General features: G+C 68.6%; 27 protein-coding genes, 1 tRNA gene and 1 riboswitch. Of the genes, 17 read left to right on the top strand and 11 right to left on the bottom strand.

What is annotated here, in order from left to right; genetic code table 11:
* The first annotated feature begins 209 nt into the window (after positions 1-209).
* Positions 210-2,555 carry an immune inhibitor A domain-containing protein gene (locus B072_RS0120480; protein ID WP_234018885.1) on the top strand — a complete coding sequence of 782 codons (2,346 nt, stop codon included), beginning with the start codon at positions 210-212 and terminating at the stop codon, positions 2,553-2,555.
* Positions 2,556-2,689: 134 nt separating this feature from the next.
* Positions 2,690-3,004 carry a hypothetical protein gene (locus B072_RS0120475; RefSeq protein ID WP_018531841.1) on the top strand — a complete coding sequence of 105 codons (315 nt, stop codon included), beginning with the start codon at positions 2,690-2,692 and terminating at the stop codon, positions 3,002-3,004.
* A 29-nt stretch (positions 3,005-3,033) separates the two neighbouring features.
* Here the strand turns inward: B072_RS0120475 and B072_RS0120470 are convergent, their stop codons facing one another.
* Both B072_RS0120470 and B072_RS0120465 read right to left on the bottom strand, forming a co-directional pair.
* Positions 3,034-3,627, bottom strand: coding sequence for an isochorismatase family protein (locus B072_RS0120470; protein WP_018531840.1), 594 nt, complete (start codon positions 3,625-3,627; stop codon positions 3,034-3,036).
* Between the two features lie 94 nt (positions 3,628-3,721).
* Positions 3,722-5,050, bottom strand: a complete 1,329-nt coding sequence (locus B072_RS0120465) for a nicotinate phosphoribosyltransferase (RefSeq protein WP_026246074.1) — start codon at positions 5,048-5,050, stop codon at positions 3,722-3,724.
* A gap of 79 nt (positions 5,051-5,129) precedes the next feature.
* Here B072_RS0120465 and clpS point away from each other — a divergent pair, with 79 nt between their 5' ends.
* The 7 genes from clpS (at position 5,130) to B072_RS0120430 (ending at position 9,888) form a co-directional block, all read left to right on the top strand.
* The gene (gene clpS / locus B072_RS0120460; RefSeq protein WP_026246073.1) at positions 5,130-5,447 is read left to right on the top strand and encodes an ATP-dependent Clp protease adapter ClpS; all 318 of its coding nucleotides are present in this window, start codon (positions 5,130-5,132) and stop codon (positions 5,445-5,447) included.
* Positions 5,448-5,469: 22 nt separating this feature from the next.
* The gene (locus B072_RS0120455) at positions 5,470-6,066 is read left to right on the top strand and encodes a DUF2017 domain-containing protein (RefSeq protein WP_018531837.1); all 597 of its coding nucleotides are present in this window, start codon (positions 5,470-5,472) and stop codon (positions 6,064-6,066) included.
* Between the two features lie 355 nt (positions 6,067-6,421).
* Positions 6,422-7,870, top strand: coding sequence for an amino acid permease (locus B072_RS0120450; RefSeq protein ID WP_018531836.1), 1,449 nt, complete (start codon positions 6,422-6,424; stop codon positions 7,868-7,870).
* Between the two features lie 76 nt (positions 7,871-7,946).
* Complete coding sequence (locus B072_RS0120445; RefSeq protein ID WP_018531835.1) at positions 7,947-8,363, top strand: Mov34/MPN/PAD-1 family protein; 417 nt, start codon at positions 7,947-7,949, stop codon at positions 8,361-8,363.
* A gap of 80 nt (positions 8,364-8,443) precedes the next feature.
* Positions 8,444-8,545 (top strand): putative leader peptide, encoded by a 102-nt coding sequence (locus tag B072_RS49800; RefSeq protein ID WP_018531834.1) that lies wholly within the window; start codon positions 8,444-8,446, stop codon positions 8,543-8,545.
* 94 nt (positions 8,546-8,639) lie between these two features.
* Positions 8,640-8,918 (top strand): MoaD/ThiS family protein, encoded by a 279-nt coding sequence (locus B072_RS0120435; RefSeq protein WP_018531833.1) that lies wholly within the window; start codon positions 8,640-8,642, stop codon positions 8,916-8,918.
* A 19-nt stretch (positions 8,919-8,937) separates the two neighbouring features.
* Positions 8,938-9,888, top strand: coding sequence for a PLP-dependent cysteine synthase family protein (locus B072_RS0120430; protein WP_018531832.1), 951 nt, complete (start codon positions 8,938-8,940; stop codon positions 9,886-9,888).
* 96 nt (positions 9,889-9,984) lie between these two features.
* Here B072_RS0120430 and B072_RS0120425 read toward each other — a convergent pair whose 3' ends face one another.
* Complete coding sequence (locus tag B072_RS0120425; protein WP_018531831.1) at positions 9,985-10,416, bottom strand: type II toxin-antitoxin system PemK/MazF family toxin; 432 nt, start codon at positions 10,414-10,416, stop codon at positions 9,985-9,987.
* Between the two features lie 193 nt (positions 10,417-10,609).
* Here B072_RS0120425 and B072_RS0120420 point away from each other — a divergent pair, with 193 nt between their 5' ends.
* Positions 10,610-11,362, top strand: coding sequence for an MBL fold metallo-hydrolase (locus B072_RS0120420; protein WP_018531830.1), 753 nt, complete (start codon positions 10,610-10,612; stop codon positions 11,360-11,362).
* 97 nt (positions 11,363-11,459) lie between these two features.
* Here the strand turns inward: B072_RS0120420 and B072_RS0120415 are convergent, their stop codons facing one another.
* Complete coding sequence (locus B072_RS0120415) at positions 11,460-12,719, bottom strand: PTS transporter subunit EIIC (RefSeq protein ID WP_018531829.1); 1,260 nt, start codon at positions 12,717-12,719, stop codon at positions 11,460-11,462.
* Between the two features lie 237 nt (positions 12,720-12,956).
* Complete coding sequence (locus B072_RS0120410) at positions 12,957-14,243, bottom strand: PTS transporter subunit EIIC (protein ID WP_026246072.1); 1,287 nt, start codon at positions 14,241-14,243, stop codon at positions 12,957-12,959.
* A 207-nt stretch (positions 14,244-14,450) separates the two neighbouring features.
* Between B072_RS0120410 and B072_RS0120405 the strand changes: the two genes are divergently transcribed.
* Positions 14,451-14,684 (top strand): glucose PTS transporter subunit EIIB, encoded by a 234-nt coding sequence (locus B072_RS0120405; protein ID WP_018531827.1) that lies wholly within the window; start codon positions 14,451-14,453, stop codon positions 14,682-14,684.
* Positions 14,685-14,853: 169 nt separating this feature from the next.
* On the opposite strand, the gene B072_RS0120400 is transcribed toward B072_RS0120405, so the two are convergent.
* Positions 14,854-16,566, bottom strand: a complete 1,713-nt coding sequence (locus B072_RS0120400) for a PP2C family protein-serine/threonine phosphatase (protein WP_078506499.1) — start codon at positions 16,564-16,566, stop codon at positions 14,854-14,856.
* Positions 16,567-16,803: 237 nt separating this feature from the next.
* Between B072_RS0120400 and rph the strand changes: the two genes are divergently transcribed.
* The 3 genes from rph to rdgB all read left to right on the top strand — a co-directional run bounded on the left by rph (position 16,804) and on the right by rdgB (position 18,710).
* Positions 16,804-17,544, top strand: coding sequence for a ribonuclease PH (rph, locus tag B072_RS0120395; RefSeq protein ID WP_018531825.1), 741 nt, complete (start codon positions 16,804-16,806; stop codon positions 17,542-17,544).
* 145 nt (positions 17,545-17,689) lie between these two features.
* Complete coding sequence (locus tag B072_RS0120390) at positions 17,690-18,082, top strand: hypothetical protein (RefSeq protein WP_026246071.1); 393 nt, start codon at positions 17,690-17,692, stop codon at positions 18,080-18,082.
* A gap of 22 nt (positions 18,083-18,104) precedes the next feature.
* Positions 18,105-18,710 carry an RdgB/HAM1 family non-canonical purine NTP pyrophosphatase gene (rdgB, locus tag B072_RS0120385; protein WP_018531823.1) on the top strand — a complete coding sequence of 202 codons (606 nt, stop codon included), beginning with the start codon at positions 18,105-18,107 and terminating at the stop codon, positions 18,708-18,710.
* Between the two features lie 44 nt (positions 18,711-18,754).
* Here the strand turns inward: rdgB and B072_RS0120380 are convergent.
* The 4 genes from B072_RS0120380 to bcp all read right to left on the bottom strand — a co-directional run bounded on the left by B072_RS0120380 (position 18,755) and on the right by bcp (position 21,460).
* A tRNA-Leu gene (locus B072_RS0120380) sits at positions 18,755-18,837 on the bottom strand.
* A gap of 40 nt (positions 18,838-18,877) precedes the next feature.
* Positions 18,878-19,309, bottom strand: a complete 432-nt coding sequence (locus B072_RS43600; protein WP_018531822.1) for an HNH endonuclease signature motif containing protein — start codon at positions 19,307-19,309, stop codon at positions 18,878-18,880.
* A gap of 47 nt (positions 19,310-19,356) precedes the next feature.
* Positions 19,357-20,859: a glycine betaine/L-proline transporter ProP gene (proP, locus tag B072_RS0120370; RefSeq protein ID WP_018531821.1), complete on the bottom strand. Its 1,503-nt coding sequence runs from the start codon at positions 20,857-20,859 to the stop codon at positions 19,357-19,359.
* A gap of 133 nt (positions 20,860-20,992) precedes the next feature.
* Entirely contained in the window at positions 20,993-21,460 is a 468-nt protein-coding gene (bcp, locus tag B072_RS0120365) for a thioredoxin-dependent thiol peroxidase (RefSeq protein WP_018531820.1), read from the bottom strand.
* A 165-nt stretch (positions 21,461-21,625) separates the two neighbouring features.
* On the opposite strand from bcp, the gene B072_RS0120360 reads away from it, so the two are divergent.
* The 3 genes from B072_RS0120360 to B072_RS0120350 all read left to right on the top strand — a co-directional run bounded on the left by B072_RS0120360 (position 21,626) and on the right by B072_RS0120350 (position 22,922).
* Positions 21,626-21,961 carry a DUF3618 domain-containing protein gene (locus B072_RS0120360; protein WP_018531819.1) on the top strand — a complete coding sequence of 112 codons (336 nt, stop codon included), beginning with the start codon at positions 21,626-21,628 and terminating at the stop codon, positions 21,959-21,961.
* A gap of 143 nt (positions 21,962-22,104) precedes the next feature.
* A complete protein-coding gene (locus B072_RS0120355) occupies positions 22,105-22,446 on the top strand; it encodes a GroES family chaperonin (protein ID WP_018531818.1) in 342 nt (113 codons plus the stop codon).
* Between the two features lie 52 nt (positions 22,447-22,498).
* A riboswitch (guanidine-III (ykkC-III) riboswitch) is annotated at positions 22,499-22,569 on the top strand.
* A 32-nt stretch (positions 22,570-22,601) separates the two neighbouring features.
* Positions 22,602-22,922 (top strand): DMT family transporter, encoded by a 321-nt coding sequence (locus B072_RS0120350; RefSeq protein WP_018531817.1) that lies wholly within the window; start codon positions 22,602-22,604, stop codon positions 22,920-22,922.
* Here the strand turns inward: B072_RS0120350 and B072_RS43595 are convergent.
* Complete coding sequence (locus B072_RS43595; RefSeq protein WP_018531816.1) at positions 22,867-25,134, bottom strand: transglycosylase domain-containing protein; 2,268 nt, start codon at positions 25,132-25,134, stop codon at positions 22,867-22,869. The two genes, B072_RS0120350 and B072_RS43595, sit on opposite strands and share 56 nt — an antisense overlap.
* Positions 25,135-25,203: the final 69 nt, after the last annotated feature.

Below are 25,203 nucleotides of genomic sequence, written 5' to 3'. Positions count from 1 at the left end.
GTCCACCAATTGGACTGATGGGCGCGCCTGTTGGGCGGTCTGCCGGGTTTCCGCGCGTATCTCCGCACGGGTTCGGATATCGGACCGGCGGCCCTGCATAGTGCAACTCAAATGTCACAGTCAAGGACTGTTATTTCTCTCCTACCTCCGGTCAAATGGCGTCACTTGTGATGCGTGGCCTGTCGGCCACGGAGGAGGGGAACACCCAAGTGACCACCAAGAGACGGGCGTTGAGATCCGCCGCCGTCCTCGTGACCCTGGCCGCCACCGCGGCCACCGGTTCGATAGCGGCGACGACGGCCCAGGCCGACTCCCCGGCCGCGCCGCCGAGCGCGTCGTCGGGCGACAGCTACCAGGGCAAGGGCCACGTCATCGACGGCCCGTTCAGCCGCCAGCAGGAGGAGCAGCGGCAGACCGCCCTGGAGCAGGTGCTGAAGGGCACCTCCAAGGTGCAGGAGAAGCACGGCTCCAAGGTCGTGCAGCTCGGCAAGGACAAGTACGTCGAGCTGGGCCGTGAGCGCACGGACAAGATCTTCACGATCCTGGCCGAGTTCGGCGACAAGGTCGACAGCAAGTACGGCGGCGATCCGGGCCCGCTGCACAACGAGATAGCCGAGCCGGACCGCTCCAAGGACAACAGCACGGCCTGGCAGGCGGATTACAACAAGGACCACTTCCAGAACCTGTACTTCGGTTCGGGCAAGGGCGTCGACTCCCTCAAGACCTACTACGAGAAGACGTCGTCGGGCCGCTACTCGGTCGACGGCGAGGTCTCCGACTGGGTCAAGGTCGAGTACAACGAGGCCCGTTACGGCTCCAACTACTGCGGCGCCAGCAACTGCCCGAACGTCGAGGACCTGGTCCGCGACGGCGTCAACGCCTGGGTCGCGCAGCAGAAGGCGGCCGGCAAGTCCGACGCCGACATCAAGGCCGACCTCGCGCAGTACGACCAGTGGGACCGCACGGACCACGACAACGACGGCAACTTCAACGAGCCCGACGGCTACATCGACCACTTCCAGATCGTCCACGCGGGCGAGGACGAGTCCGCCGGCGGCGGCGTGCAGGGCGAGGACGCCCTGTGGGCGCACCGCGGTTACGCCTACAGCCGCGACGACGGCGACACCGGCCCCACCGGCTTCAAGGCGGGCGGCACCCCGGTCGGCGACACCGGCATCTGGGTCGGCGACTACACGATGCAGCCGGAGAACGGCGGCCTCGGCGTCTTCGCCCACGAGTACGGCCACGACCTGGGCCTGCCCGACCTGTACGACACCACGTACCTCGGCGAGAACTCGGTCGGCTTCTGGTCGCTGATGTCGGCCGGTTCCTGGCTCGGCACCGGCAAGGAAGCCATCGGTGACATGCCGGGCGACATGACCGCCTGGGACAAGCTGCAGCTGGGCTGGCTCAACTACGACACCGCGAAGGCGGCGACCAACTCGCTGCACAAGCTGGGTGTTTCGGAGTACAACACCAAGCTGAAGCAGGCCCTCGTCGTCGAGCTGCCGAAGAAGACCGTCACCACGAACATCGTGCAGCCCGCGCAGGGCGGCAAGCAGTGGTGGTCGGACTACGGCGACGACCTCGACAACACCCTCTCGCGCTCGGTCGACCTGACCGGCAAGACGTCCGGCTCGCTCGAACTCGACGGCTGGTACGACATCGAGAAGGACTACGACTACCTGTACACGCAGGTGTCGACGGACGGCGGCGCGAGCTGGAAGACGATCGACGGCACCGCCGACGGCCAGCCCATCCCGCGCGACGGCGGCGACAAGCCGGCCCTCACCGGCACCAACGGCGCGTTCCAGCACCTGGTCTTCCCGCTGAACGACTACGCGGGCCAGAAGATCGACGTCCGCTTCCGCTACAAGACCGACGGCGGCGTGGCCCAGATGGGCTTCGCCTTCGACAACCTCACGGTCAAGGGCGACGGCGCGACCCTGTTCGCCGACGACGCCGAGTCCGAGCAGTCCGGCTGGACGAGCCACGGCTTCTCCCGCGTCGGCGCCTCGATCACCGGCGACTTCCCGCAGTTCTACCTCGCCGAGAACCGCCAGTACGTGTCGTACGACAAGACCCTCAAGGTCGGCCCGTACAACTTCGGCTGGCGCGACGGCGGCGACAAGCAGAACTGGGTCGAGCACTACCAGTACCGCCCCGGCCTGGTCGTCTGGCAGTGGGACACCTCGCAGCGCAACAACAACGTCGGCCAGCACCCGGGTCAGGGTCTGATTCTGCCGATCGACGCGCACGCGAAGCCGCTGAAGTGGGCCGACGGCAAGCTGATCTCCAACAAGATCACGCCCTACGACGCCGCCTTCGGCTGGTACCCGGTGCCCGGCATGAAGCTCCACAAGCTGGGCGTCGAGACCAAGATCCCGGCGCAGCTCGGCAACCCGGTCTTCGACGACCACAAGGGCACGTACTGGTACGCGGAGAACCCGACCGGGAGTGTCAAGACAACTGACACCAATACCCGGATCTCGATCCTGAGCCAGCCGCTCGACGGATCGTCGATCACTGTCAAGGTCGGCCCCTCGCAGCGTTGATCCTGTAAACCTGCTGGTCACAGACGTATCGGCCGCGACTTTGCTAGCGAGGGCTAGCGGGTCGCGGCCGATCGTGTTTAGGTGCGTCCTATGCGTTCCTTATTGACACTACGTCTCACGGGGGTGTGACAAGCATGGCCGCAGGAGGGTTCTGCAAGCTGCCGGGCGGCAGCGTGGTGGTGGCACTGACACTGCCCGCGCCGGGTCCCGGAGAGGGTGCGGTACGGGTGCTCGTGCACGCCGTGAACCGGGCCCGTGCCCTGACCCGCCTGCGCAATCTGGGCCTGCGCGCGGTGTACCTGCGCGGCAACGCCCAGCCCCCGAGCCCGGACGAGATAACGGCGGTCCTGCACCATCCGGACGGCCTGGTCTGGCGCGCGGCCCCGGACCGCTCCCCGGCGGCCTACTGGCAGCCGATCCGGGCCCTCAAGATCAGCCACTCCGCGTAATCCGGCGGGGGCGGACGATCCGGCCGGTCCTAAGCCACGACGGGCTTGCCGGTGAGCTCGACGCCGGCCGCCCTCATCTCCTCCAGCGCCGCCTCGGTCGTCGCGGCGGCGACCCCCGCGGTCAGGTCCAGCAGCACCTGCGTACGGAACCCTTCCCGCGCGGCGTCCAGCGCGGTCGCCCGCACACAGTGGTCCGTGGCGATCCCGACGACGTCGACCTCGGAGACCTCCCGCCGGCGCAGCCACTCCGCCAGCGACACCCCGTTCTCGTCCGCGCCCTCGAACCCGCTGTACGCCGCCGCGTACGCGCCCTTGTCGAAGACGGCGTCGATCGCCCCGGAGGCGATGACCGGCGCGAAGTTCGGATGGAACCCCACGCCCTCCGTCCCGGCGACGCAGTGCGCGGGCCAGGAGTGCCGGAAGTCGGGATGGTCCGCGAAGTGGTCACCGGGCTCGATGTGGTGATCGCGGGTGGCGACGACGTGCTGGTAGCAGCCGCCGCCGCCCGCCTGGCCGACGAGGTCGGTGATCGCGGCAGCGACGTCGGCACCTCCCGCCACCGCGAGGCTGCCGCCCTCGCAGAAGTCGTTCTGCACGTCTACGACGATCAGGGCGCGGCGCATGGTCGGTGTCCTTCTGCTTGGAGACTACGAGCGTAGAAGCTTCAAGTTGGTTGCGGGAGGGGGCAATTGGCGCACAGGGGACTCCGCCGGGTTCCTAGAGGTACTCCGTCGGGATGACGGCCTCGCCCCGCGAGAGCTGGGTCGCCGACAGGGGCAGGCCGTCGCGCGCCGCGATGTGCCGCTCGCGCACCGCGTCCAGCGGCTCGCGGGAGACCACCTCGCCGCCCTTGACCAGCTCGACCAGGAGCTGCCGGTCGGCGAGCTCGGCCGGTACGGCGCCGGTGCCCACGACCTCGGCCTCCGCGGCCCCGTCCCGGTCGAGCCGGCGCGCGGCCCACTTGCGCCCGCCGATGGACGTCTTGCCGCCCGCCGACTTCTTCGCGACCGGCACGAGCGGCGCCTTCGGATCGGCGGACTCGGCGCGCGCGACCAGCTTGTAGACCATGGAGCAGGTCGGGTGCCCCGAGCCGGTCACCAGCTGCGTGCCGACGCCGTACGCGTCCACGGGCGCGGCCGCGAGCGAGGCGATGGCGTACTCGTCGAGATCGGAGGTGACCACGATCTTGGTGTCCTTGGCGCCCAGGTCGTCGAGCTGCTGGCGCACCCGGTGCGCGACGAGCAGCAGGTCGCCGGAGTCGATGCGGACGGCGCCGAGCTTGGGTCCGGCGATCTCCACGGCCGTCTTCACGGCTTCCTGGACGTCGTACGTGTCCACCAGCAGAGTCGTTCCTTCACCGAGCGAGTCGACCTGCGCGCGGAACGCGTCCCGCTCGGAGTCGTGCAGCAGGGTGAACGCGTGCGCGCTCGTGCCGACCGTCGGGATCCCGTACCGGAACCCGGCCGCCAGGTCCGACGTCGTGGCGAACCCGCCCACGTACGCGGCCCGCGAGGCGGCGACGGCGGCCAGCTCGTGCGTGCGGCGCGCGCCCATCTCGATCAGCGGCCGGTCCCCGGCGGCCGAGGCCATCCGGGAGGCGGCCGCGGCGATCGCCGAGTCGTGGTTGAGGATCGACAGGATCACGGTCTCCAGGAGCACGCACTCGGCGAAGGAGCCCTCGACGCGCAGCACGGGGGAGCCGGGGAAGTACACCTCGCCCTCGGGGTAGCCCCAGATGTCGCCGGAGAAGCGGTAGTCCGCGAGCCACGCCAGGGTCGGCTCGTCGACGACGTCGCGCTCGCGCAGGAAGCCGAGCACGGCCGGGTCGAAGCGGAAGTTCTCGACGGCGTCCAGGACGCGGCCCGTGCCCGCCACGACGCCGTAGCGACGGCCCTCGGGCAGGCGCCGGGTGAAGACCTCGAAGACGGAGCGCCGGTCGGCCGTGCCCGCGTGGAGAGCGGCCTGGAGCATCGTCAGCTCGTAGTGGTCGGTGAAGAGCGCTGTCGACGGAACATCCACCGGCAGGCCAAGGTCCGCTGTGTTCATGAGCCGATGGTACCCCGAATTAGCGTCAAGGTGACGATTTCTGGGTCCGTTTGTGCGATGGGCCCCTCCTGGTGGCAGCATGGGCCGTGTGACGGCTCCAGCACCCCTTGAGATCGAAAGCCCCGAGACGACGGAGGATCTCTCCGTGGTCCCCGAGCCGGACGTCCCCTGGATCACGCTCGTCCACAACGACCCGGTCAACCTGATGAGTTACGTGACGTACGTGTTCCAGACGTACTTCGGCTACTCCAAGGACAAGGCCACCAAGCTGATGATGGACGTCCACAACAAGGGGCGCGCGGTCGTCTCCTCCGGTACCCGCGAGGAGATGGAGCGGGACGTTCAGGCGATGCACGGCTACGGCCTGTGGGCCACGCTGCAACAGGACCGCAAATAGCAGGGGAAGTAGCGCCGTACTCATGCCCGGACACTTCGAACCGATCCCCGGCGGCGGCGCGGCCGTCGCCCTCGACGACGTCGAGATCTCCATCATCCGCTCGCTGGCCGTGCAGCTCCTGGAGCTGATCGGCCCCGGGCCCGGCGGTGAGCCCTCCGACGACCCGCTCGCCGAGCTCTTCGCCGAAGGCCCCAGCGAACCCCCGGCCGATCCGGTGCTCCACCGCCTGTTCCCGGACGCGTACGGCGGTCCCGGCGCACCCGAGGACGCGGCCTCGCGGGCCGAACTGGACGAACACTCCTCGGAGTTCAGGCGCTTCACCGAGAACGACCTGCGGGCCGGCAAGCGCGAGGACGCCCTCGCGGTGATCCGCTCCCTGGACGGGATCGGCTCGGCCGAGGGCGCGGTGCTCAAACTGACGCAGGGCGAGTCGGTCCAGTGGATGCGCGCGCTCAACGACCTGCGCCTCGCGATCGGCACCCGCCTCGACATCACCGACGAGGAGGACACCGACCTCCTCTACCGCCTCCCCGACGAGGACCCGCGCAAGCCGATGGTGATGGCGTACCTCTGGCTGGGCGGTCTCCAGGAGACGCTCGTCGAGACCTTGATGCCCTGATGCCCGATCTCTTGATCTCCTGACGCCCTGATCAGGCGCATTCTGTTCGCTCAGCGGACGCTCAAATCCGGATAACGATCCGGTCACTTCGCTGCCCTGCTACATGGCGCGAAAACGATTTTGTCCGGTTTTCCCTGTGGCCTGTGCCACATGTGGCTCAATCGATCACCGTGAACGCCGTGATAGATCTTCACGACCACCTGACGGACGCCACCCCTGTCCGTCAGGGGCGCCCTTGTCGGCTGACCCCGGCAGGCAACAGCTCCATCCATCCAGGGCCGCAGAGTCCGAAGGATCGTCACAGTCGATCCGAGCCGCGTACGGCACGGATCGGCATGGAGAAAGGCGCACCACCATGACCTCAGCGCAGGTCGACGACAAGCACCACGCCGGCGGCGATGAGGCCGTGCAGGGCACGGAAGTGTCCGGCGAGGGCTACCAGCGGGGCCTCGGCTCCCGCCAGATCCAGATGATCGCCATCGGCGGCGCCATCGGCACGGGTCTCTTCCTCGGCGCGGGCAAGGGCATCTCCAAGGCCGGCCCCAGCCTCATCCTGGCGTACGCCATCGCGGGCGTCGTCATCTTCTTCATCATGCGGGCGCTCGGCGAGCTCCTCATGTACCGCCCGGTCTCCGGCTCGTTCTCGGAGTACGCGCGCGAGTTCATCGGCCCCTTCGCGGGCTTCGTCACCGGCTGGACGTACTGGCTCTTCTGGGTCATCACCGGGATGACCGAGGTGACGGCGGCGGCCGTCTACATGACCTTCTGGTGGGACATCCCGCAATGGCTGTCCGCACTCGTCTTCACCGTCATCCTCTACGGCGCCAACCTGATCTCCGTGAAGCTCTTCGGCGAGCTGGAGTTCTGGTTCTCCACGGTCAAGGTCACCGCCATCATCGGCATGATCCTGATCTGCGCCGGCATCCTCACCATCGGCTTCTCCGACGTCGGTGACACCGCGTCCGTCACGCACCTGTGGGACCTCGGCGGCTTCTTCGCCGGCGAGAACGGCATCGGCTCGACGCTGATGACCCTCCAGATGGTGATGTTCGCCTTCCTCGCGGTCGAGCTCGTCGGCGTCACCGCGGGCGAGGCCAAGGACGCCAAGACCGTCCTGCCCAAGGCCATCAACACCGTGCCGTGGCGCATCGCCGTCTTCTACGTCGGCGCACTGATCATGATCCTCTCGGTCGTGCCGTGGACGTCCTTCAAGGCCGGCGAGAGCCCCTTCGTCCACGCCTTCGACGAGATGGGCCTGAGTATCGGCGCCGCCATCGTCAACTTCGTCGTGCTGACCGCCGCGCTGTCCTCCTGCAACTCGGGCATGTACTCCACCGGCCGCATGCTGCGCGACCTCGCGCAGAACGGCCAGGGCCCGCGTCTGTTCACCAGGCTGAGCGACAAGGGTCTGCCGGTGATCGGCACCACGTTCTCCGCCGCGATGATGCTGGTCGGCGTCTGGATCAACTACCAGTGGCCGGGCGAGGCGTTCAACTACGTCGTCTCCTTCGCCACCATCTCCGGCATGTGGGCCTGGATCGTCATCCTGATCTGCCAGATCCGCTACCGCCTCAAGTCCGACCGCGGCGAGCTGCCCAAGTCCACGTTCCGCGCCCCGGGCGGCATCTGGGCGAGCGTCCTCTCGCTGGCGTTCATCGCCCTGGTCATCGTCACCATGGGGATGGACAAGGACAACCGGGTCGCCCTCTACGGCGCACCGGTCTGGGGCGCGATCCTCGCGGTCGCCTACCTGGTGCTCAAGGCGCGGAAGCCCGAGGGCGTCGCGTTCGCCAAGCGCGGCTGACCCCGTACGTCTCACCAGGTGGGCCGTCCCGTACCGCACTCCGGTACGGGACGGCCCACCTGCTTATCCTGGCCGCATGCTGAAGATTTCCCGGACCCTGTACGACCAGATCGTGGAGCACGCCCGCAAGGACCACCCCGACGAGGCCTGCGGGGTCGTCGCGGGACCGGTCGGCGAGGGCCGCCCCGAGCGCTTCGTCCCGATGCTGAACGCGGCCCGCTCGCCCACGTTCTACGAGTTCGACTCCACGGATCTGCTCAAGCTCTACCGCGAGATGGACGACCGCGACGAGGAGCCGGTGATCGTCTACCACTCGCACACGGCGACCGAGGCGTACCCGTCACGCACCGACATCACGTACGCCAACGAGCCGGGCGCCCACTATGTCCTGGTATCCACCGCCGACACCGACGACGCGGGCCCCTTCCAGTTCCGCTCCTTCCGCATCGTCGAGGGCGAGGTGACGGAGGAGGAGGTCGAGATCACGGACTGAATCTCACCAGCCGGACGATTTTCGACCGCATGATGAGATCACATTCCGGGACCCCGACCGGGAATCGATACGATGAGCCCATGGTTTCCCACGACGTGAGCGAAAAGACGCCGGGCACGCTGCTCGTGGCGCGGCTGCACGTCGACCTGTGCCGCCTCGCCAGCGCCATCTGTCCGCGCTGAGCCGCACCGCCGTACCACCGTCACGTACGGGCCAGTACGGAAGCGCCGCCGCGCGCTCACCCACTCGACTTCCGACTCCTGACAGGAGCCCAGCATGGCCATCGAGGTCCGCATCCCGACCATCCTCCGCACGTACACCGACGGCGCCAAGGCCGTCGAGGCGAGCGGGGACACCCTCGCCGAGCTGTTCGCCGACCTGGACACCCGGCACGCGGGCATCGCCGCCCGGATCGTGGACAACGGTCAGCTGCGCCGCTTCGTGAACGTCTACCTGAACGACGAGGACGTCCGCTTCCTCGACGGCATCGACACCAAGGTCGCCGACGGCGACAACGTCACCATCCTGCCGGCCGTGGCCGGCGGCATGCGCTGAGCCCGGGACACGCCAACTCATGCGCTACGACAGCCCGTTGGCCGCGGTGGGCAACACCCCTCTGGTGCGCCTGCCGCGGCTCTCGCCCTCCGACGACGTACGGATCTGGGCGAAGCTGGAAGACCGCAACCCGACCGGCTCGGTCAAGGACCGCCCCGCGCTCCACATGATCGAACAGGCCGAGAAGGACGGCCGGCTCACCCCCGGCTGCACCATCCTCGAGCCCACCTCGGGCAACACCGGCATCTCGCTGGCGATGGCCGCCCGCCTCAAGGGCTACCGCATCGTCTGCGTCATGCCGGAGAACACCTCGCAGGAGCGGCGCGACCTGCTCGCCATGTGGGGCGCCGAGATCATCCCCTCACCCGCCGCGGGCGGCTCCAACACGGCCGTCCGCATCGCCAAGGAACTCGCAGAGCAGCACCCGGACTGGGTGATGCTCTACCAGTACGGCAACCCGGACAACGCGGGCGCGCACTACGCCACCACCGGCCCCGAGATCCTCGCCGACCTGCCCTCCGTCACGCACTTCGTGGCGGGCCTCGGCACCACCGGCACGCTCATGGGCGTCGGCCGCTTCCTGCGCGAGCAGAAGCCCGACATCAAGATCGTCGCGGCCGAGCCGCGCTACGACGACCTGGTGTACGGCCTGCGCAACCTCGACGAGGGCTTCGTCCCCGAGCTGTACGACGCGTCGGTGCTGACCACGCGTTTCTCGGTGGGGTCCGCCGACGCGGTGACGCGTACGCGGGACCTGCTGCAGCAGGAGGGCATCTTCGCGGGAGTCTCCACGGGCGCCGCGCTGCACGCCGCGATCGGGGTCGGCAAGAAGGCGGTGAAGGCGGGGGAGTCCGCCGACATCGTCTTCGTCGTCGCCGACGGCGGCTGGAAGTACCTGTCGACCGGGGTCTACACGGCCGCGACGACCGAAGAAGCGATCGAGGTCCTGCACGGCCAGCTCTGGGCCTGAGCATCGGCCGCGCCCCTGAAGCGAGCGAAACTCGCTTCAGGGGCGCGGCCGACCACGAGAAGCCCCACCGGGTCGCACCCGGCAACGCGACGGCACTCACTGCCCCAGATGCCGCACCTGATCCCACAGCACCGGGTCGACCACACCCGCCCGCCGCCGGAAGTCCCGTACCGGCACCTCGCGGAGCTCGTCCGTCTCCAGATAGCTGGCCCGACCCTGCGCGTCGCTCACCGCGCCCGGCGGCAGCGGAATCACCCCGGGCCGTTCGCCGTGGTAGCGGCTGGTGATCTTCGCGACGAGCACGGTGCGGCCCCGCGGATCGAGCACCAGGCAGGGCCGGTCCTTCCCGCCGGGCCCGTCCTCGTAGGGGACGAGCGCCCACCAGATCTCCCCGGACGCGGGCCCGCCCGGCAGCTGCCCCCGCCGGGCGCGCCGCCGCACGGAACCGCGGCCCCACCCGTCGACCAGCGTCGCGACGAGCGCCAGCAGAACGACGGCCGCGAGCGCCAGCCACCATGACGTGTCCATAGGCACGACGGTACCGGCGGGGCGCACGGGGCGCGCTACCGGGCGAGCGCCCCCCGAACCGGTGACAGCGCAGGTGAGTTCGCCCACAACAGCCGGTGACGGAGGAGCCACCCGCCCTTTTGCGCCTTACGCTCGACAGAATCCCTAGGTTCCACCCCGCATCCCGACCGCCAGCGCGGAGGTTCCAGCTCCTATGAAGCTCACCGTCGTCGGCTGCTCAGGGTCGTTCCCGTCCGCGGAATCGGCCTGCTCGAGCTACCTCGTAGAGGCCGACGGCTTCCGGCTGCTCCTCGACATGGGCAACGGCGCCCTGGGCGAGCTGCAGCGCCACTGTGGTCTCTACGACCTCGACGCGATCTTCCTCAGTCATCTGCACGCGGACCACTGCATCGACATGTGCGCGTACTTCGTCGTGCGGTACTACCGGCACGACGGTGGCCGTTGCGATCCGATCCCCGTCTACGGACCCGAGGGCACGGAACAGCGTCTGACGACGGCCCACGCCGACACCCCGTCGGCCTCCGCCTTCAGCGAGGTCTTCGACTTCCACACCGTGAAGCCGGGCTCGTACGAGATCGGGCCCTTCTCCGTGCGCATGGAGAAGGTCTGCCACCCGGTCGAGTCGTACGCGATCCGCGTCGAGCACGGCGGCCGCTCCCTCACGTACTCCGGGGACACCGGCCCGTGCGAGTCGCTGGACGAACTGGCCGCGGACAGCGACCTGTTCCTGTGCGAGGCCGCGTTCACGCACGGCAAGGAGAACATCCCGGCCCTGCACCTCAACGGCGTCGAGGCGGGGGAGGCCGCGCGGCGCGCGCGGGCCCGCAGGCTGGTCCTCACGCACATCCCGCCGTGGACCGATCCGCAGGTGAACCTGGCGGACGCGCGGGGCGTGTACGACGGGCCCGTGGAGCTGGCCAGGCCCGGTGTGTCGTACGAGGTCTGAGCCGATGCCGTCGTACGAGGCCTGAGCCGACGAGACGTGAAAGGCCCCCGGAACCCTGTCGGTTCCGGGGGCCTTCGTCATGCCCTGGGGGCGAGGATCACGCCTTGGTGATGTCCTCGATCTCCTCCTCGGGCTCGCGGCCCGGGGTGGTGAGGTTGAACTTGGTGATCGCGAAGCGGAACAGCGTGTAGTAGATCGCCGCGAAGACCAGGCCGATCGGGATGATCAGCCACGGCTTGGTGGCCAGGTTCCAGTTCAGCGCGTAGTCGATGAAGCCCGCGGAGAAGGTGAAGCCCGCGTGGACGCCCAGGGCCCAGGTGATGGCCATGGACAGGGCGGTCAGCACCGCGTGGATCGCGTACAGGACCGGCGCGATGAACATGAACGAGAACTCGATCGGCTCGGTCACACCGGTGACGAACGAGGTCAGCGCGAGCGAGACCATCATGCCCATCACGGCCTTGCGGCGCTCGGGGCGGGCGGCGTGCGCGATGGCGATCGCGGCGGCCGGCAGGCCGAACATCATGATCGGGAAGAAGCCCGACATGAACTGACCGGCGGTCGGGTCACCCGCGAAGAAGCGGTTCAGGTCGCCGTGCACGACCGCGCCCGTGGCGTCCTTGAAGTCGCCCAGCTGGAACCAGGAGACGGTGTTGACGAACTGGTGCATGCCGACCGGGATCAGCGCGCGGTTGATCAGACCGAACAGACCGGCACCGGCGGCGCCGAGACCCGTCATCCACTCGCCGAAGTTGGAGATGCCCTCACCGATCGGCTCCCAGATCAGACCGAAGAAGACACCCATGACGGTGCCGACGAAGGCCATGATGATCGGGACGAGACGGCGGCCGTTGAAGAAGCCGAGCCAGTCGACGAGCTTGGTGCGGTGGTACTTCTGCCACAGCACGGCGGCGAGCAGACCCATGATGATGCCGCCGAGGACACCCGGGTTGTTGTACGTCGCCGCGACGTCGACGCCCTTGTTGGCCGTGGTGTTGACGACGGCGTCGGTGACCGGGAACGCCTTCAGCACATTGCTGTAGACGAGGAACCCGACGAGGGCGGCGAGAGCGGTGGAGCCGTCGGCCTTCTTGGCGAAGCCGATGGCCACGCCTATGCAGAAGAGCATCGGCAGGTTGTCGAAGACGGCGCCGCCCGCGGTCGCGAAGACCGAGGCGACCTTGTCCCAGCCCAGCCCCTTGGGGCCGAACACGTCGGGCTGACCGAGACGGAGCAGGATGCCCGCGGCCGGCAGCACCGCGATCGGCAGCTGCAGGCTGCGACCCACCTTCTGAAGGCCCTGGAACAGGCCGGAGCCCCGCTTCTTCGCGGGTGCCGCCGTAGCGGTGCTGCTCATGAATTCCTCCATGTGCTGGGGTGCTGCCGGGGACGGAAAGGAAGAAAAACGGGGGTGGGCAGCAGCCAGATGGTCTACACCACCTCAGTGGTGTAGACCTGTTGTAGCACGGTGAAGGTGGGATAAGGAACCCGTCTTTTTTGTGGGCTGGAACATATGTGGGGCGTACGCCTCATACGTGACGAAGGGCCCCCGGACCAATGGTCCGGGGGCCCTTCGCGTGGGGCTGAAAGGCCGTCAGGCCTTGGTGATGTCCTCGACCTCCTCCTCGGGCTCGCGGCCCGGGGTCTTCAGATCGAACTTCGTGATCGCAAAGCGGAAGATCACGTAGTACACCACCGCGAAGGCCAGGCCGATCGGGATGATCAGCCACGGTTTCGTCGCCAGGTTCCAGTTGATCAGGTAGTCGATCAGGCCCGCGGAGAAGCTGAAGCCGTCCTTGACCCCGAGCGCCCAGGTCACCGCCATCGAGACACCGGTCAGCACCGCGTGCACCGCGTACAGGGCCGGCGCGATGAAGACGAACGAGTACTCGATCGGCTCGGTGATGCCGGTGACGAACGAGGTCAGCGCCAGCGAGAGCATCATGCCGCCGACCGCCTTGCGGCGCTCGGGGCGGGCGCAGTGCACCATCGCGAGGCAGGCCGCGGGCAACGCGAACATCATGATCGGGAAGAAGCCCGACTGGTAGATGCCCGCACTCGGGTCGCCGCTGAGGAACATGTTGATGTCACCGTGCACGGTCGTGCCGTCCGGCTTCGTGTACGAGCCGAACTGGAACCACAGCGGCACGTTCAGGAACTGGTGCAGGCCGATGACCAGCAGCGCGCGGTTGGCGACACCGAAGATGCCCGAACCGACGGCACCCAGACCCTCCAGCCAGTTGGAGAAGCTCTCCAGGCCGTCACCGATCGGCGGCCAGATCCACAGGCACACGACCGCGAAGATGATGCCGACGAACGCCATGATGATCGGGACGAGACGGCGGCCGTTGAAGAAGCCGAGCCACGAGACCAGCTTCGTGCGGTGGAAGCGGACCCAGAAGAACGCCGCCAGCAGGCCCATGATGATGCCGCCGAACACACCCGGGTTCTGGAACTGGAACGCCGAGACGGTGTTGTCCGCCGCCTGACACCCCGTCGCCACCGCCTTCGCCCCGTCGGCGCAGTCGATCGGGAACTGCCGCAGCACGCCCCGGTAGACGAGGAAGCCGGCCACCGCCGCGAGCGCGGTCGAGCCGTCCGCCTTCTTCGCCATGCCGATCGCGACACCGATGCAGAACAGCAGTGGCAGACCGAGGTCCGCGTCCAGCAGGGCACCGCCCGCACCTGCAAACACCTTGGCGACGTTGGTCCAGCCCAGACCGTCGTCACCGAAGACGTCCGGCTGGCCGAGCCGGTTGACGATACCGGCGGCCGGGAGCACGGCAATGGGCAGTTGGAGGCTGCGCCCCATCTTCTGGAGCCCCTGGAAGAAGTTGCTCCAGGGGCTCGGCCGAGGTGCGACGGCAGCATTCGTGCTCATGGGCGTCCTCCCGGAACAAGCCACGTTTGGCGGGCGTTAGATACTCTGTTAACTGGTGTAGACCAGTTGCACCAGTTGCGCGACGGTCGGTCCACGTGCTCGTCATCATTCGGTACGAAGGGGATGACCGCTCGTGAAGATGGGCCAACCGTGGGTTACCGTGACAAAGCGGCCCAATGCGGGCCCGGGACAAACAGGGAGAACGAAATGGCCACCAAGGCTGAGAAGATCGTCGCCGGGCTCGGCGGGCTCGACAACATCGAAGAGGTCGAGGGCTGCATCACCCGCCTGCGCACCGAGGTCGTCGACCCGTCCAAGGTCGACGAGGCCGCGCTGAAGGCCGCCGGCGCCCACGGCGTCGTCAAGATGGGCACCGCGATCCAGGTCGTCATCGGCACCGACGCGGACCCGATCGCCGCCGACATCGAAGACATGATGTGAGCTCGCTCCACTGAGCTCACCGAGCCCGGCCCACCGGACTCGCACGGACGGCCGCCGCTCCTCCTGACGGAGACGGCGGCCTTTCCCGTACGCGCCTTTCCCGTACGCGCCGTCCCCCCCCCACGCACCTTTCCCGTACGTGCCGTTCCCCTGCGCGTGGGGGCGCGCCTCAGCCCACCCGGACCGCCAGAATCGCCACGTCGTCCGGGTTCGCGCTCTCCTCGGCCCCCTCCGCCCCGTCCTCGGCGCAGCGCTCCACCAGATGCGCGCACAACTCGTCGAGCTCCTCCGGCGCCGACAGCGCCGCCTGCCGCAGACGCTCGAGCCCCACCCCCAGCTCCTCGCCCCGCCGCTCCACGAGCCCGTCCGTGTACAGCACCAACAGGGATCCCTCCGGCAGTTCGAAGCTGCTCTCCTCCGCCTGCCAGTCATCCAGCACGCCCAGCGGCACCCCCTGCCCGGCCCCCACGAACGAGGCACCCGAACCATCCACCAGAAGCGGCGGACAGTGCCCCGCCGAAGCCACCCGCGCCAGCCGCCGCACCGGATCCACCGTCAGATACAGCACCGTCGCCAGATCGGTCAGCGCCATGTCCGCGGTCAGCGCGTTCAGGTTCGACAGCACCGCCACCGGATCCTCGCCCTGCACCAGCGCATAACTGCGCAGCGCCGTCCGCAACTGCCCCATCGCCGTGGCCGCGCCGAGCCCCTTGCCCATCACGTCGCCCAGCGCGAGCCCGGCCTTCCCCTCCGGCAGGGAGATCACGTCGTACCAGTCGCCGCCCGCCTGCATCCCCCGCGCCCCGGGCAGACTGCACGCGGCGACCCGCACCCCGGCCACCTCCGGCAGCTGCTGGGCCAGCATCGACTGCTGCAACGTGCTCGCGATCCGCCGCTCCCGCTCGTAGAGGCGGTTGTTCTCCACCACCTGCCCCGCGAACCGGCAGTAGGTGGAAGCCAGTTGACGCTGCCGCGCGGTCGGCCGCCCCGGCGCCCGGAACGCCCACGCCACCACGCCCAGCTTGCGACCGCACGCGTTGTGCAGCGCGAGGACGTACACGGCCCGGAACCCCACGAGGTGGCCGAGCTCGCGCAGCGCCGTGGTGGCCGACGGATCGGTCGTCACATCCTCGAAGACCAGCCAGCCGCCCGCCCGCACGGCCACGTCGACCAGATCCTCGCCGATGCCGACCGAGTCCAGGAGCTTGTGGGCGCCCTCCCGCTCCTCGGGGAAACCGTGCACGGCCCGGGTCTCCATCCTGCGCAGGTCCTCGTTGTACAGCCGCGCCGCGCCCATGTCGGCCTGGAGCAGCAGCGCGCCCTCGGCGAGCACCTGACGCAGCGTCTCCTCGACGCCGCCGTGGTCGGCGAGGCGCTCGGTCAGGCTGTGCACCCAGGTCTGGTCCTCCAGCTGCTGGGCGAGCCGACGGTTCGCCTCGTCGAGCGCGTCGGCCGCGTGCTGCTGGTGCGAGATGTCGTGCAGATACGCGACGGCCAGCGGCTCGTCGTAGTGCGCGCACTCCAGCGGTGTCGCCGTGATGTCCAGGCGCAGCGTGGGCAGGCCCGGCACCAGGTACTGGACCTCGGCCCGCGCCGGGCGGCGCAGGCGCAGCGCGATGCCGAGCGGCGACTGCTCGAACGGCATCTCCTCGCCGTTGCGGTCGAAGAGCGCCTGCGAGGCGGCCACCAGCCCTCCGGGCTCCTTCGGCACCGGGGTGTTGAACATCCGCTCCAGCCGCTGGTTGGCGTACAGCGTGGTGCCGCCGGCCCGCGTCGAGGCGATGAGGATGCCGTGCGGCGAGCCCTCCAGGATCGCCAGCGTGGAGGGCGGGTCGGGGCTGTGCTCGCCGGGTGGAGGCATGGGCGGGGGCGGGGCGGACATGCATGGGACCTTTCAGCAGGAACAGGTCAGGAACAGGTGGTGCCCCCCCCGAGGGGTCCGTGGTGTCCGCCACCGTCGAACTGCGAGTTCAACCTGGAAGACTTCAAACCTAAACCCTTATCTCACTCTAACGCCCTCCCCGGCCTCCACCCCGGGCCACTCGTCACCCCCGCACGGCCTTCCGGACCCCCGGACGCGGGACCTCCGACCCCCACCACTGCCGATACGCTCATCCCTATGTCTCGCATCGACGGCCGCACCCCCGACCAGCTCCGCCCGATCACCATCGAACGCGGCTGGAGCAAGCACGCAGAAGGCTCCGTCCTCGTCTCCTTCGGCGACACCAAGGTCTTCTGCACCGCCTCCTTCACCGAAGGCGTCCCCCGCTGGCGCAAGGGCAGCGGCGAAGGCTGGGTCACCGGCGAGTACTCGATGCTCCCGCGCGCCACCAACACCCGCGGCGACCGCGAATCCGTCCGCGGCAAGATCGGCGGCCGTACCCACGAGATCTCCCGCCTCATCGGCCGCTCCCTGCGCGCCGTCGTCGACACCAAGGCCCTCGGCGAGAACACCATCGTCCTCGACTGCGACGTCCTCCAGGCCGACGGCGGCACCCGCACCGCCGCCATCACCGGCGCCTACGTCGCCCTCGCCGACGCCGTCGCCTGGGCCCAGAGCAAGAAGATCATCAAGGCCGGCCGCCAGCCGCTCGTCAGCACCGTCTCCGCCGTCTCCGTCGGCATCGTCGGCGGCGTCCCCCTCCTCGACCTCTGCTACGAGGAAGACGTGCGGGCCGACACCGACATGAACGTCGTCTGCACCGGCGACGGCCGCTTCGTCGAGGTCCAGGGCACCGCCGAGGCCGAGCCGTTCGCCCGCGACGAGCTCAACTCCCTGCTCGACCTCGCCGTTTCCGGCTGCGACGAACTGGCCGCCCTGCAGCGCAAGGCACTTGAGGGCGACCTCCCCAAGCCGTAACCACAGCCACACCCGTAGCCATAGGTAAAGAACTCCCCAAGCGGAGTGGCAACCGATCAGCCACCGACCGCGTCACTACGGACAGGGGACGGCACCCGCACGCGAAACGCCGTCCCCTGTCCGTACACCTGGGGAGGACCGATCCATGGCCGCGCGCCGTCACCGTCGTACCGCAATGCTCGCCGCCGCGGCGGCACTGATCGCCGGGGGAACCACCGTCGGCTGCTCGGCCGTCGACAAGGCGCTCGACTGCGTCCAGACCGCCGACTCCATCGCCGACAGCGTCACCGACCTCCAACAGGCCGTCGACAACGCGTCCAACGACCCCGGCCAGGCCGACGAGGCTCTCGCCTCCATCGACCAGAACCTCGACGAGATCGGCGACAAGACCGACAACGCCGATGTCTCCAAGGCCGTCGGCGACCTCAACAAGGCCGTCGACAACGTCCGCACCGCCATCAAGAACGGCGACGAGACACCCGACATCACACCGGTCACCGACGCCGCGGGCGAACTCACCAAGGTCTGCACGCCCTGACGGTGCTCGTAGGCTGAGAGGCATGACCCGCCTCATCCTCGCCACCCGCAACAACGGCAAGATCGTCGAACTCCGCTCCATCCTCGCCGACGCCGGCCTGCCCCACGAGCTGGTCGGCGCCGACGCCTACCCGGACATCCCGGATGTCCGCGAGACCGGCGTCACCTTCGCCGAGAACGCCCTGCTCAAGGCCCACGCCCTCGCCAAGGCCACCGGCCTCCCGGCCGTCGCCGACGACTCAGGACTCTGCGTCGACGTCCTCGGCGGCGCCCCCGGCATCTTCTCCGCGCGCTGGGCCGGCAAGCACGGCGACGACAAGGCGAACCTGGACCTGCTCCTGGCCCAGCTCGGCGACATCGACGACGACATCCACCGCGGCGCCCACTTCGCCTGCGCCGCGGCCCTCGCCCTCCCCGACGGCACGGAGCGCGTGGTCGAGGGCCAACTCCGGGGCGTACTCCGACACGCCCCGGCGGGCTCGAACGGCTTCGGCTACGACCCGATCCTCCAGGTCGAGGGGGATACGAGGACCTGCGCGGAGCTCACCGCCGCGGAGAAGAACGCGATCTCGCACCGGGGGAAGGCGTTTCGGGCGCTGGTGCCGGTGGTGCGGGAGTTGTTGGGCTGAGGCTGTATGCAGAGGGGCCGTCCATGTGGACGGCCCCTCTCGCGTGCGGTCGGAGGGATTCGAACCCTCACGGGATTACTCCCATCGGAACCTAAATCCGACATGTCTGCCATTCCATCACGACCGCGACAAAACGGGCATCTCGTCTTCCTGGTGTGCCCGCTCCGTCAGTGTACGGGGGCGTTGCCCGGGGCGGGAGCGCACCTCTGCCGGCGGCCCCAAGTCCTGGTCAGTGCATGGCAGTTCGGGCAGAGGCGCCGCAGGTTCTCGCGGCGGTTGCCGATGCGGTCGCCGTTGATGTGGTCGATCTCCAGAGTCCGTCGCCTGCCACGCCACGCTTCGCCGACTTCGCACCTGGCGCAGACGCGAGGGGCGCCCATCTCGTCGAGCGCCCGGCGCAACAAGGCTGTGCTGGTGCGCTGGGCCCCCGACGGGAGGCGCACGAGGATCTCCTCGGCGGACTTGCGTGCCGGTGACGGGACACCGGCGCAGTGCCCTTGCCCGGTGAAATGTTCAGTCGACAGGCCGTACTCGTCGATGCTGCGCCGAGCCTTGGCACGTGCGGCCGTGTCGAAGTCGGGCAGGCCCAAGCGCCGCATCAGGTCCGATTTGTGCGGGCGGACCACATAAGGCGGGGAGTCGAGGGTCAGAACTTCGGGTCCGGGGTCTGGGACTCCACGATTTCCACGGCTTCCTCCGGGGTCTCCACCGAGGGCGGGGAGCCGGCCAGGGGCTTCTGGGCCGTTTCCTTCATGCAGGCCACCGCGATGACGCCGACGAGGGCCGCGGCCATCGAGTAGTACGCGGGCATCATGTCGGAGCCGGTCAGGCCGATGAGGGCCGTGATGACCAGCGGGGTCGTGCCGCCGAAGATCGACGCGGAGAGGTTGTAGCCGACCGAGAGGGAGCCGTAGCGGACGTTCGTCGGGAAGAGGGCCGGGAGGGCCGCCGACATCGTGCCGAGGAGGCAGACCAGGGACAGGCCGAGCAGCAGCATGCCGAGGGAGACGGCCCACAGGGCGCCGTTCTTGACCAGGAGGAAGGAGGGGACGGAGAGGATGAAGAAGCCGAGCATGCCGGTCATCAGCAGGGGCTTGCGGCCGAAGCGGTCGGAGAGCTTGCCGACCTGGTTGATGATGCACATCAGGACGATCATCGTCGCGATGAGGATCAGGAGGCCGTGGGTCTCCGAGTAGCCCATCTCGTCCGACAGGTACGTCGGCATGTAGGACAGGAGCATGTAGTCGGTGATGTTGTACGCGCCGACCAGGCAGATGCACAGGACCAGCGTCGGCCAGTAGTCGCGGAAGATCTTCGCGAGGTCGCCCTTGGCGGTCGTCTCGACGGAGCTGGCGGCGTCGGAGGCCTTGTGGGAGGACTCGTCCGCCAGCTTCTGGAACGCCGGGGTCTCGTCGAGCCGCAGTCGCAGGTAGAGGCCGACCAGGCCGATCGGGCCCGCGACGAGGAACGGTACGCGCCAGCCCCAGGACTCCATGCCGTCGCTGCCGAGCATCGAGGTGAGGATCGTGACGAGGCCGGCCGCGCCGACGTACCCGGCGAGGGTGCCGAACTCCAGGAAGCTGCCGAAGTAGCCGCGGCGCTTGTCGGGCGCGTACTCGGCGATGAAGGTGGAGGCGCCGCCGTACTCGCCGCCCGTCGAGAAGCCCTGGACGAGGCGGAAGAGGATCAGCAGGACGGGGGCCCAGAAGCCGATGGTGGCGTACGACGGGATCAGGCCGATGGCGAACGTGCCGATCGCCATCATGATCATGGTCATCGCCAGGACCTTCTTGCGGCCGATCTTGTCACCCATCGGGCCGAAGACCATGCCGCCGATCGGCCGCACGAGGAAGGAGACGGCGAACGTCGCGAACGACGAGATCAGCTGGATCGTGTCGTTCCCTGACGGGAAGAAGACATGGCCGATGGTGACGGCCAGGTAGGAGTAGATGCCGAAGTCGAACCACTCCATGGCGTTGCCGAGCGAGGCGGCCTTGACCGCGCGCTTCACTGCCGCGTCGTCGGTGACGGTGATGTCGGTACGGCGCAGCGGTGGGTTCCTGCGCCGGTTGACGGCGCGGAACAGTGCCCGGTGACGCTTGACCGCCTCCGGGTCGGGCGCCTGCCCTTCCTCGGTGTCGGTGGTCATGGGGTGGATCCCTTCTCTGGACAGATTTATCCAGGGGATCACTTGCTCGATCGTGGCGGTTGCAAACGGAAGTCCCCGGGAGAGGGGACTTTCGTCACAGCGTGGGTACCCGGTGGGGTCGGCGTGATGCGGGTCAGATGCCGAGGTCCTTGATGATCTTCGCCACGTGTCCGGTGGCCTTCACGTTGTAGAGGGCGCGCTCGACCTTGCCGTCCTCGTCCACGACGACCGTGGAGCGGATGACTCCGGTGACGACCTTTCCGTAGAGCTTCTTCTCGCCGAAGGCGCCGTAGGCCTCGAGGACCTTCTTGTCGGGGTCGCCGACGAGCGTGACCTTGAGGTTTTCCTTCTCGCGGAACTTGGCGAGCTTCTCCGGCTTGTCGGGGGAGACGCCGATGACGTCGTAGCCGGCCTGGGCGAGGACGTCGAGGTTGTCGGTGAAGTCGCAGGCCTGCTTGGTGCAGCCGGGGGTGAGTGCGGCCGGGTAGAAGTAGACGATCGTCTTGCGGCCCTTGTGGTCGGCGAGGGAGACCTCGTTGCCGTCGGCGTCGGGCAGGGTGAAGGCGGGGGCTGTGTCGCCGGGCTGCAGTCGCTCGCTCATGTCGCTCGCATCTCCTCGCGGTGTGGGGTGCCTTCTGTTCGGGCTCCCCCGTGGGACTCCCGTTGAGCGTAATGGGGGTGCCGAGGGGTAACCGTGGCGGCGAGCTGACAGACTGTCCATCACTACCCACACAGCTAGTTACGCAGCGACCACGGAGGCAGCGCGGTGTCGGACACGGATACGCCGGATACGCGGACGCCGGCGCAGATCGAGGCGGACATCAAGCGCCGCCGCGAGACCCTGGCGGACACGCTCGACGAGCTCGGGGTGCGGGTGCACCCGAAGACGATCGTCGGTGACGCCAAGGCCAAGTTCGCCGCTCAGGTGGATCACACCGTCGGGCGGGCCTATGTCGGGGCGAACCGGCTGGTCTCGGACGTCAAGGGCCAGCTGGTGAGCGAGGAGGGCGCGCCGCGTCTGGAGCGGATCGTGCCGGTCGCGCTCGTCGTGGTCGGTGTCGTCGGGCTACTCGCGGTGACGTCGCGTCGACGCAAGAGCTGACGAGAACCGACGAGAACCGACCGGTACTGGCCGGTACCGGCTAGTAGCGGTCAGTACCGACGAGAGCCGGCTGGGGCCGGTGGCAGCGGGCGAGTGTCGACCCGAGCGCACCGTGCGCGGCGCCGGGCGGGTATTTTCGTCGCGTGAGCGAGAAGACCCAGCACGACAAGTTGCCCATCCGGATGCTGCACGACCGTGTGCTCGTGCGGCAGGACTCCGCCGAGGGCGAGCGGCGCAGTGGTGGCGGCATCCTGATCCCCGCCACGGCCGCGGTCGGCAAGCGTCTTGCCTGGGCCGAGGTCGTCGCGGTCGGGCAGAACGTGCGGGCGGTGGAGCCGGGTGACCGGGTCCTGTTCGATCCGGAGGACCGGGCGGAGGTCGAGGTCCGCGGTGTCGCCTACGTGCTGATGCGCGAGCGGGACCTGCACGCGGTGGCGGCCGACCGTTTCGAGGGCTCCGAGGACTCGACGGGCCTGTACCTGTAGTCCGCGTCGTCGATCGGGAAAGGGCTGGTGACCATCGTCACCAGCCCTTTTTGCATGCCCTTTGCTACCTTTATGGGTACCCGACGAGACGCGCCGTACCGGGATCTGCAAAGACGACGCACCCCTGTTGAGAACCACTGACGGAGGTGCCAGTCATGGCCTGGATCCTGATCGTGATCGCCGGACTTCTCGAGGTCGCCTGGTCGATCGGTATGAAATTCACGGACGGTTTCACCCGCCTGTGGCCGAGCGTCTTCACGGGCGCCGGAATCGTCGCCAGCATGGTGCTGCTCTCCTACGCGGCGAAGTCGCTGCCCATCGGTACCGCGTACGGCGTCTGGGTGGGCATCGGCGCCGCGGGTGCGGCCGTCGTCGGGATGCTGGCGCTGGGCGAGCCCGCGACGGCCGCGCGGATCTTCTTCATCGTTCTGCTGCTTGTGGCGATCGTCGGCCTGAAGGCGACGTCAGGTCATTGAGGACGCCCTCGCCGCCGCCGCCGTCCGGCTGTTCCTCGTCGGGGGCGGTGGTCTCGGGGGTCGCGGAGGTGTCCGGGGACTCGGTGGTCGGGGACGCCGTCTCGCCGGTGGGTTCGCCGGACGGCTCCTCGGAGGCGGAGGGCTCGTCGGACTCCGGGGTGGTCGGTGACGTCGTCGCCGTGGGGATCGGGAGCTGCTCGGCGCCCGCCTCCAGGTCGAGGTCGAAGTCGTTGGCCGGGGTGCCCTTCAGTGCCGTCCTCGTGAACTGGGCCCAGATCTGCGCCGGGAACCCGCCGCCGTTGATCCGGGGCAGGCCCGCGACCCCGTACAGCGAGGTGTGGGCGCCGGATTCCGGGTCCTGGCCCATGACGGAGACGACGGTGGCCAGGTCCGGGGTGTAGCCCGCGAACCAGGCCGCCGTGTCCTCCTCGGCGGTGCCGGTCTTGCCGGCGGCGGGGCGGCCCGCGGCCTGGGCGGCGGTGCCCGTGCCGGAGTCGACGACGGACTGCAGGATCGAGGTCGTGGTGTCGGCGGACTCGCGGCTGACGGCCCGCCGGCTGTCCTGCTCGGGGAGTTCGATCTTCTCGCCGTTCTTGGTGATGGAGGCGAGGATCGTGTACGTGCCGTGCTTGCCGTGGTTGGCGAGCGTCGCGTACGCCCCGGTCATGTCGAGGACGCTGGCGGTGGACGGGCCGAGGGCGATCGAGGGGGAGGCGGTCAGGTCCGGGGTGTTCTCCGGGATGCCCAGGTCGACCGCGGTCCGCTTGACCTTGTCCGAGCCGACGTCGACGGCCATCTGCGCGTAGACGGAGTTGACGGACTTGTCGGTGGCGGTGCGGACGGTGATGTTGCCGTAGGAGACGCCGTCCTCGTTCTCGGGGGCGTAGTAGCCGCCGTCCCAGCCCTGGACCGGGCGTTTGTCGGTGCCGTCGTAGATGGTGTTCGGGGTGATGACGCGGCCGTCCTGCGTCGTCGAGCCGTTCTCCACGGCGGAGGTGAAGACGAACGGCTTGAAGGTCGAGCCGACCTGGTAGTCGCGGCGGGTGGCGTTGTTGACGTACTGCTGCGTGTAGTCGACGCCGCCGTACATCGCGAGGACCTTGCCGGTGGCCGGGTCGATGGCGGCGCCGCCCGCGCGGACGTTCTTGTCGGCGTCGCGCGCCTTCTTGTCGATCTTCGACATGAGCTGGTCGTCGACGGCGTCCACGAAGGCGTCCTGCTTCTTCTTCTGCAGGGTGGTCGTGATGCGGTAGCCGCCGGTGGCGAGGGTGTCCTCGTCGAGGATCTTGTTGCTGGTGATGAAGTCCTTCACGGCCTGGACGATGTAGCCGCGCTGTCCCGACATCCCGGCCGGGCCCTTGGCCTCCTGCGGCATCGGGAACGTCATGTTCTGCCGGTCGGAGGCGCTGAGCCACTTCTTCTTGACCATGCCGTCGAGCACGTAGTTCCAGCGGGCCAGCGCCTTGTCCTTGTTCTCCGGGTGCGCGATCACGTCGTAGGCGCTCGGGGCGTTCAGCAGGGCTGCCAGGTAGGCGCCTTGAGCGGTCGTCAGTTCTTCGACGTCGACGCCGTAGTAGGCCTGGGAGGCGGCCTGGATGCCGTAGGCGTTGCGGCCGAAGTAGCTGGTGTTGAGGTAGCCCTCCAGGATCTCGTCCTTGGACTCCTCGCGGTCCAGCTTGATCGAGATGAAGAACTCCTTCACCTTCCGGGAGACGGTCTGTTCCTGGCCGAGGTAGTAGTTCTTCACGTACTGCTGCGTGATGGTGGAGCCCGACTGCTTGCCCTTGCCGGTGACGGTGTTCCAGGCCGCGCGCAGCATGGCCTTCGGGTCGATCGCGGACTCGGAGTAGAAGTCGCGGTCCTCGGCGGCGAGCGCCGCGTGCTGCACGGTCTTGGGGATCTGGGCGAGCTGGACGTTCTCCCGGTTGACCTCGCCGTCGCGGGCGATCTGCGTGCCGCCCGCGTACAGGTACACGTTGCTCTGCGCGGTCGCCGCCGAGTTGGCGGGCGGGATGTCCACGAGGAAGTAGCCGAGCGCGAACAGGCCGATGCACAGCAGGACGAAGCCGATGACCGTGCCGAGCACCATGCGCCAGGTGGGGATCAGCCGGCGCCAGCCCGTGCGCCTGGGGCGCTTGGAGGGCTTGGGCTCGTCCGTCTCGTTGTGCTGCCCGGCGGGCTGTTCAGGCTGGGCCGGCTCGTCGCTGCTCATGTCCTGTGGAACTCCTGATTCGCGTCGTACGTCACGAACGCCTCGTATGACACACAAGCCTCCTACATC

It is taken from the genome of Streptomyces sp. HmicA12, from assembly GCF_000373565.1.
Lineage (GTDB): Bacteria > Actinomycetota > Actinomycetes > Streptomycetales > Streptomycetaceae > Streptomyces.
This window is presented reverse-complemented; position numbering and strand designations above follow the sequence as displayed.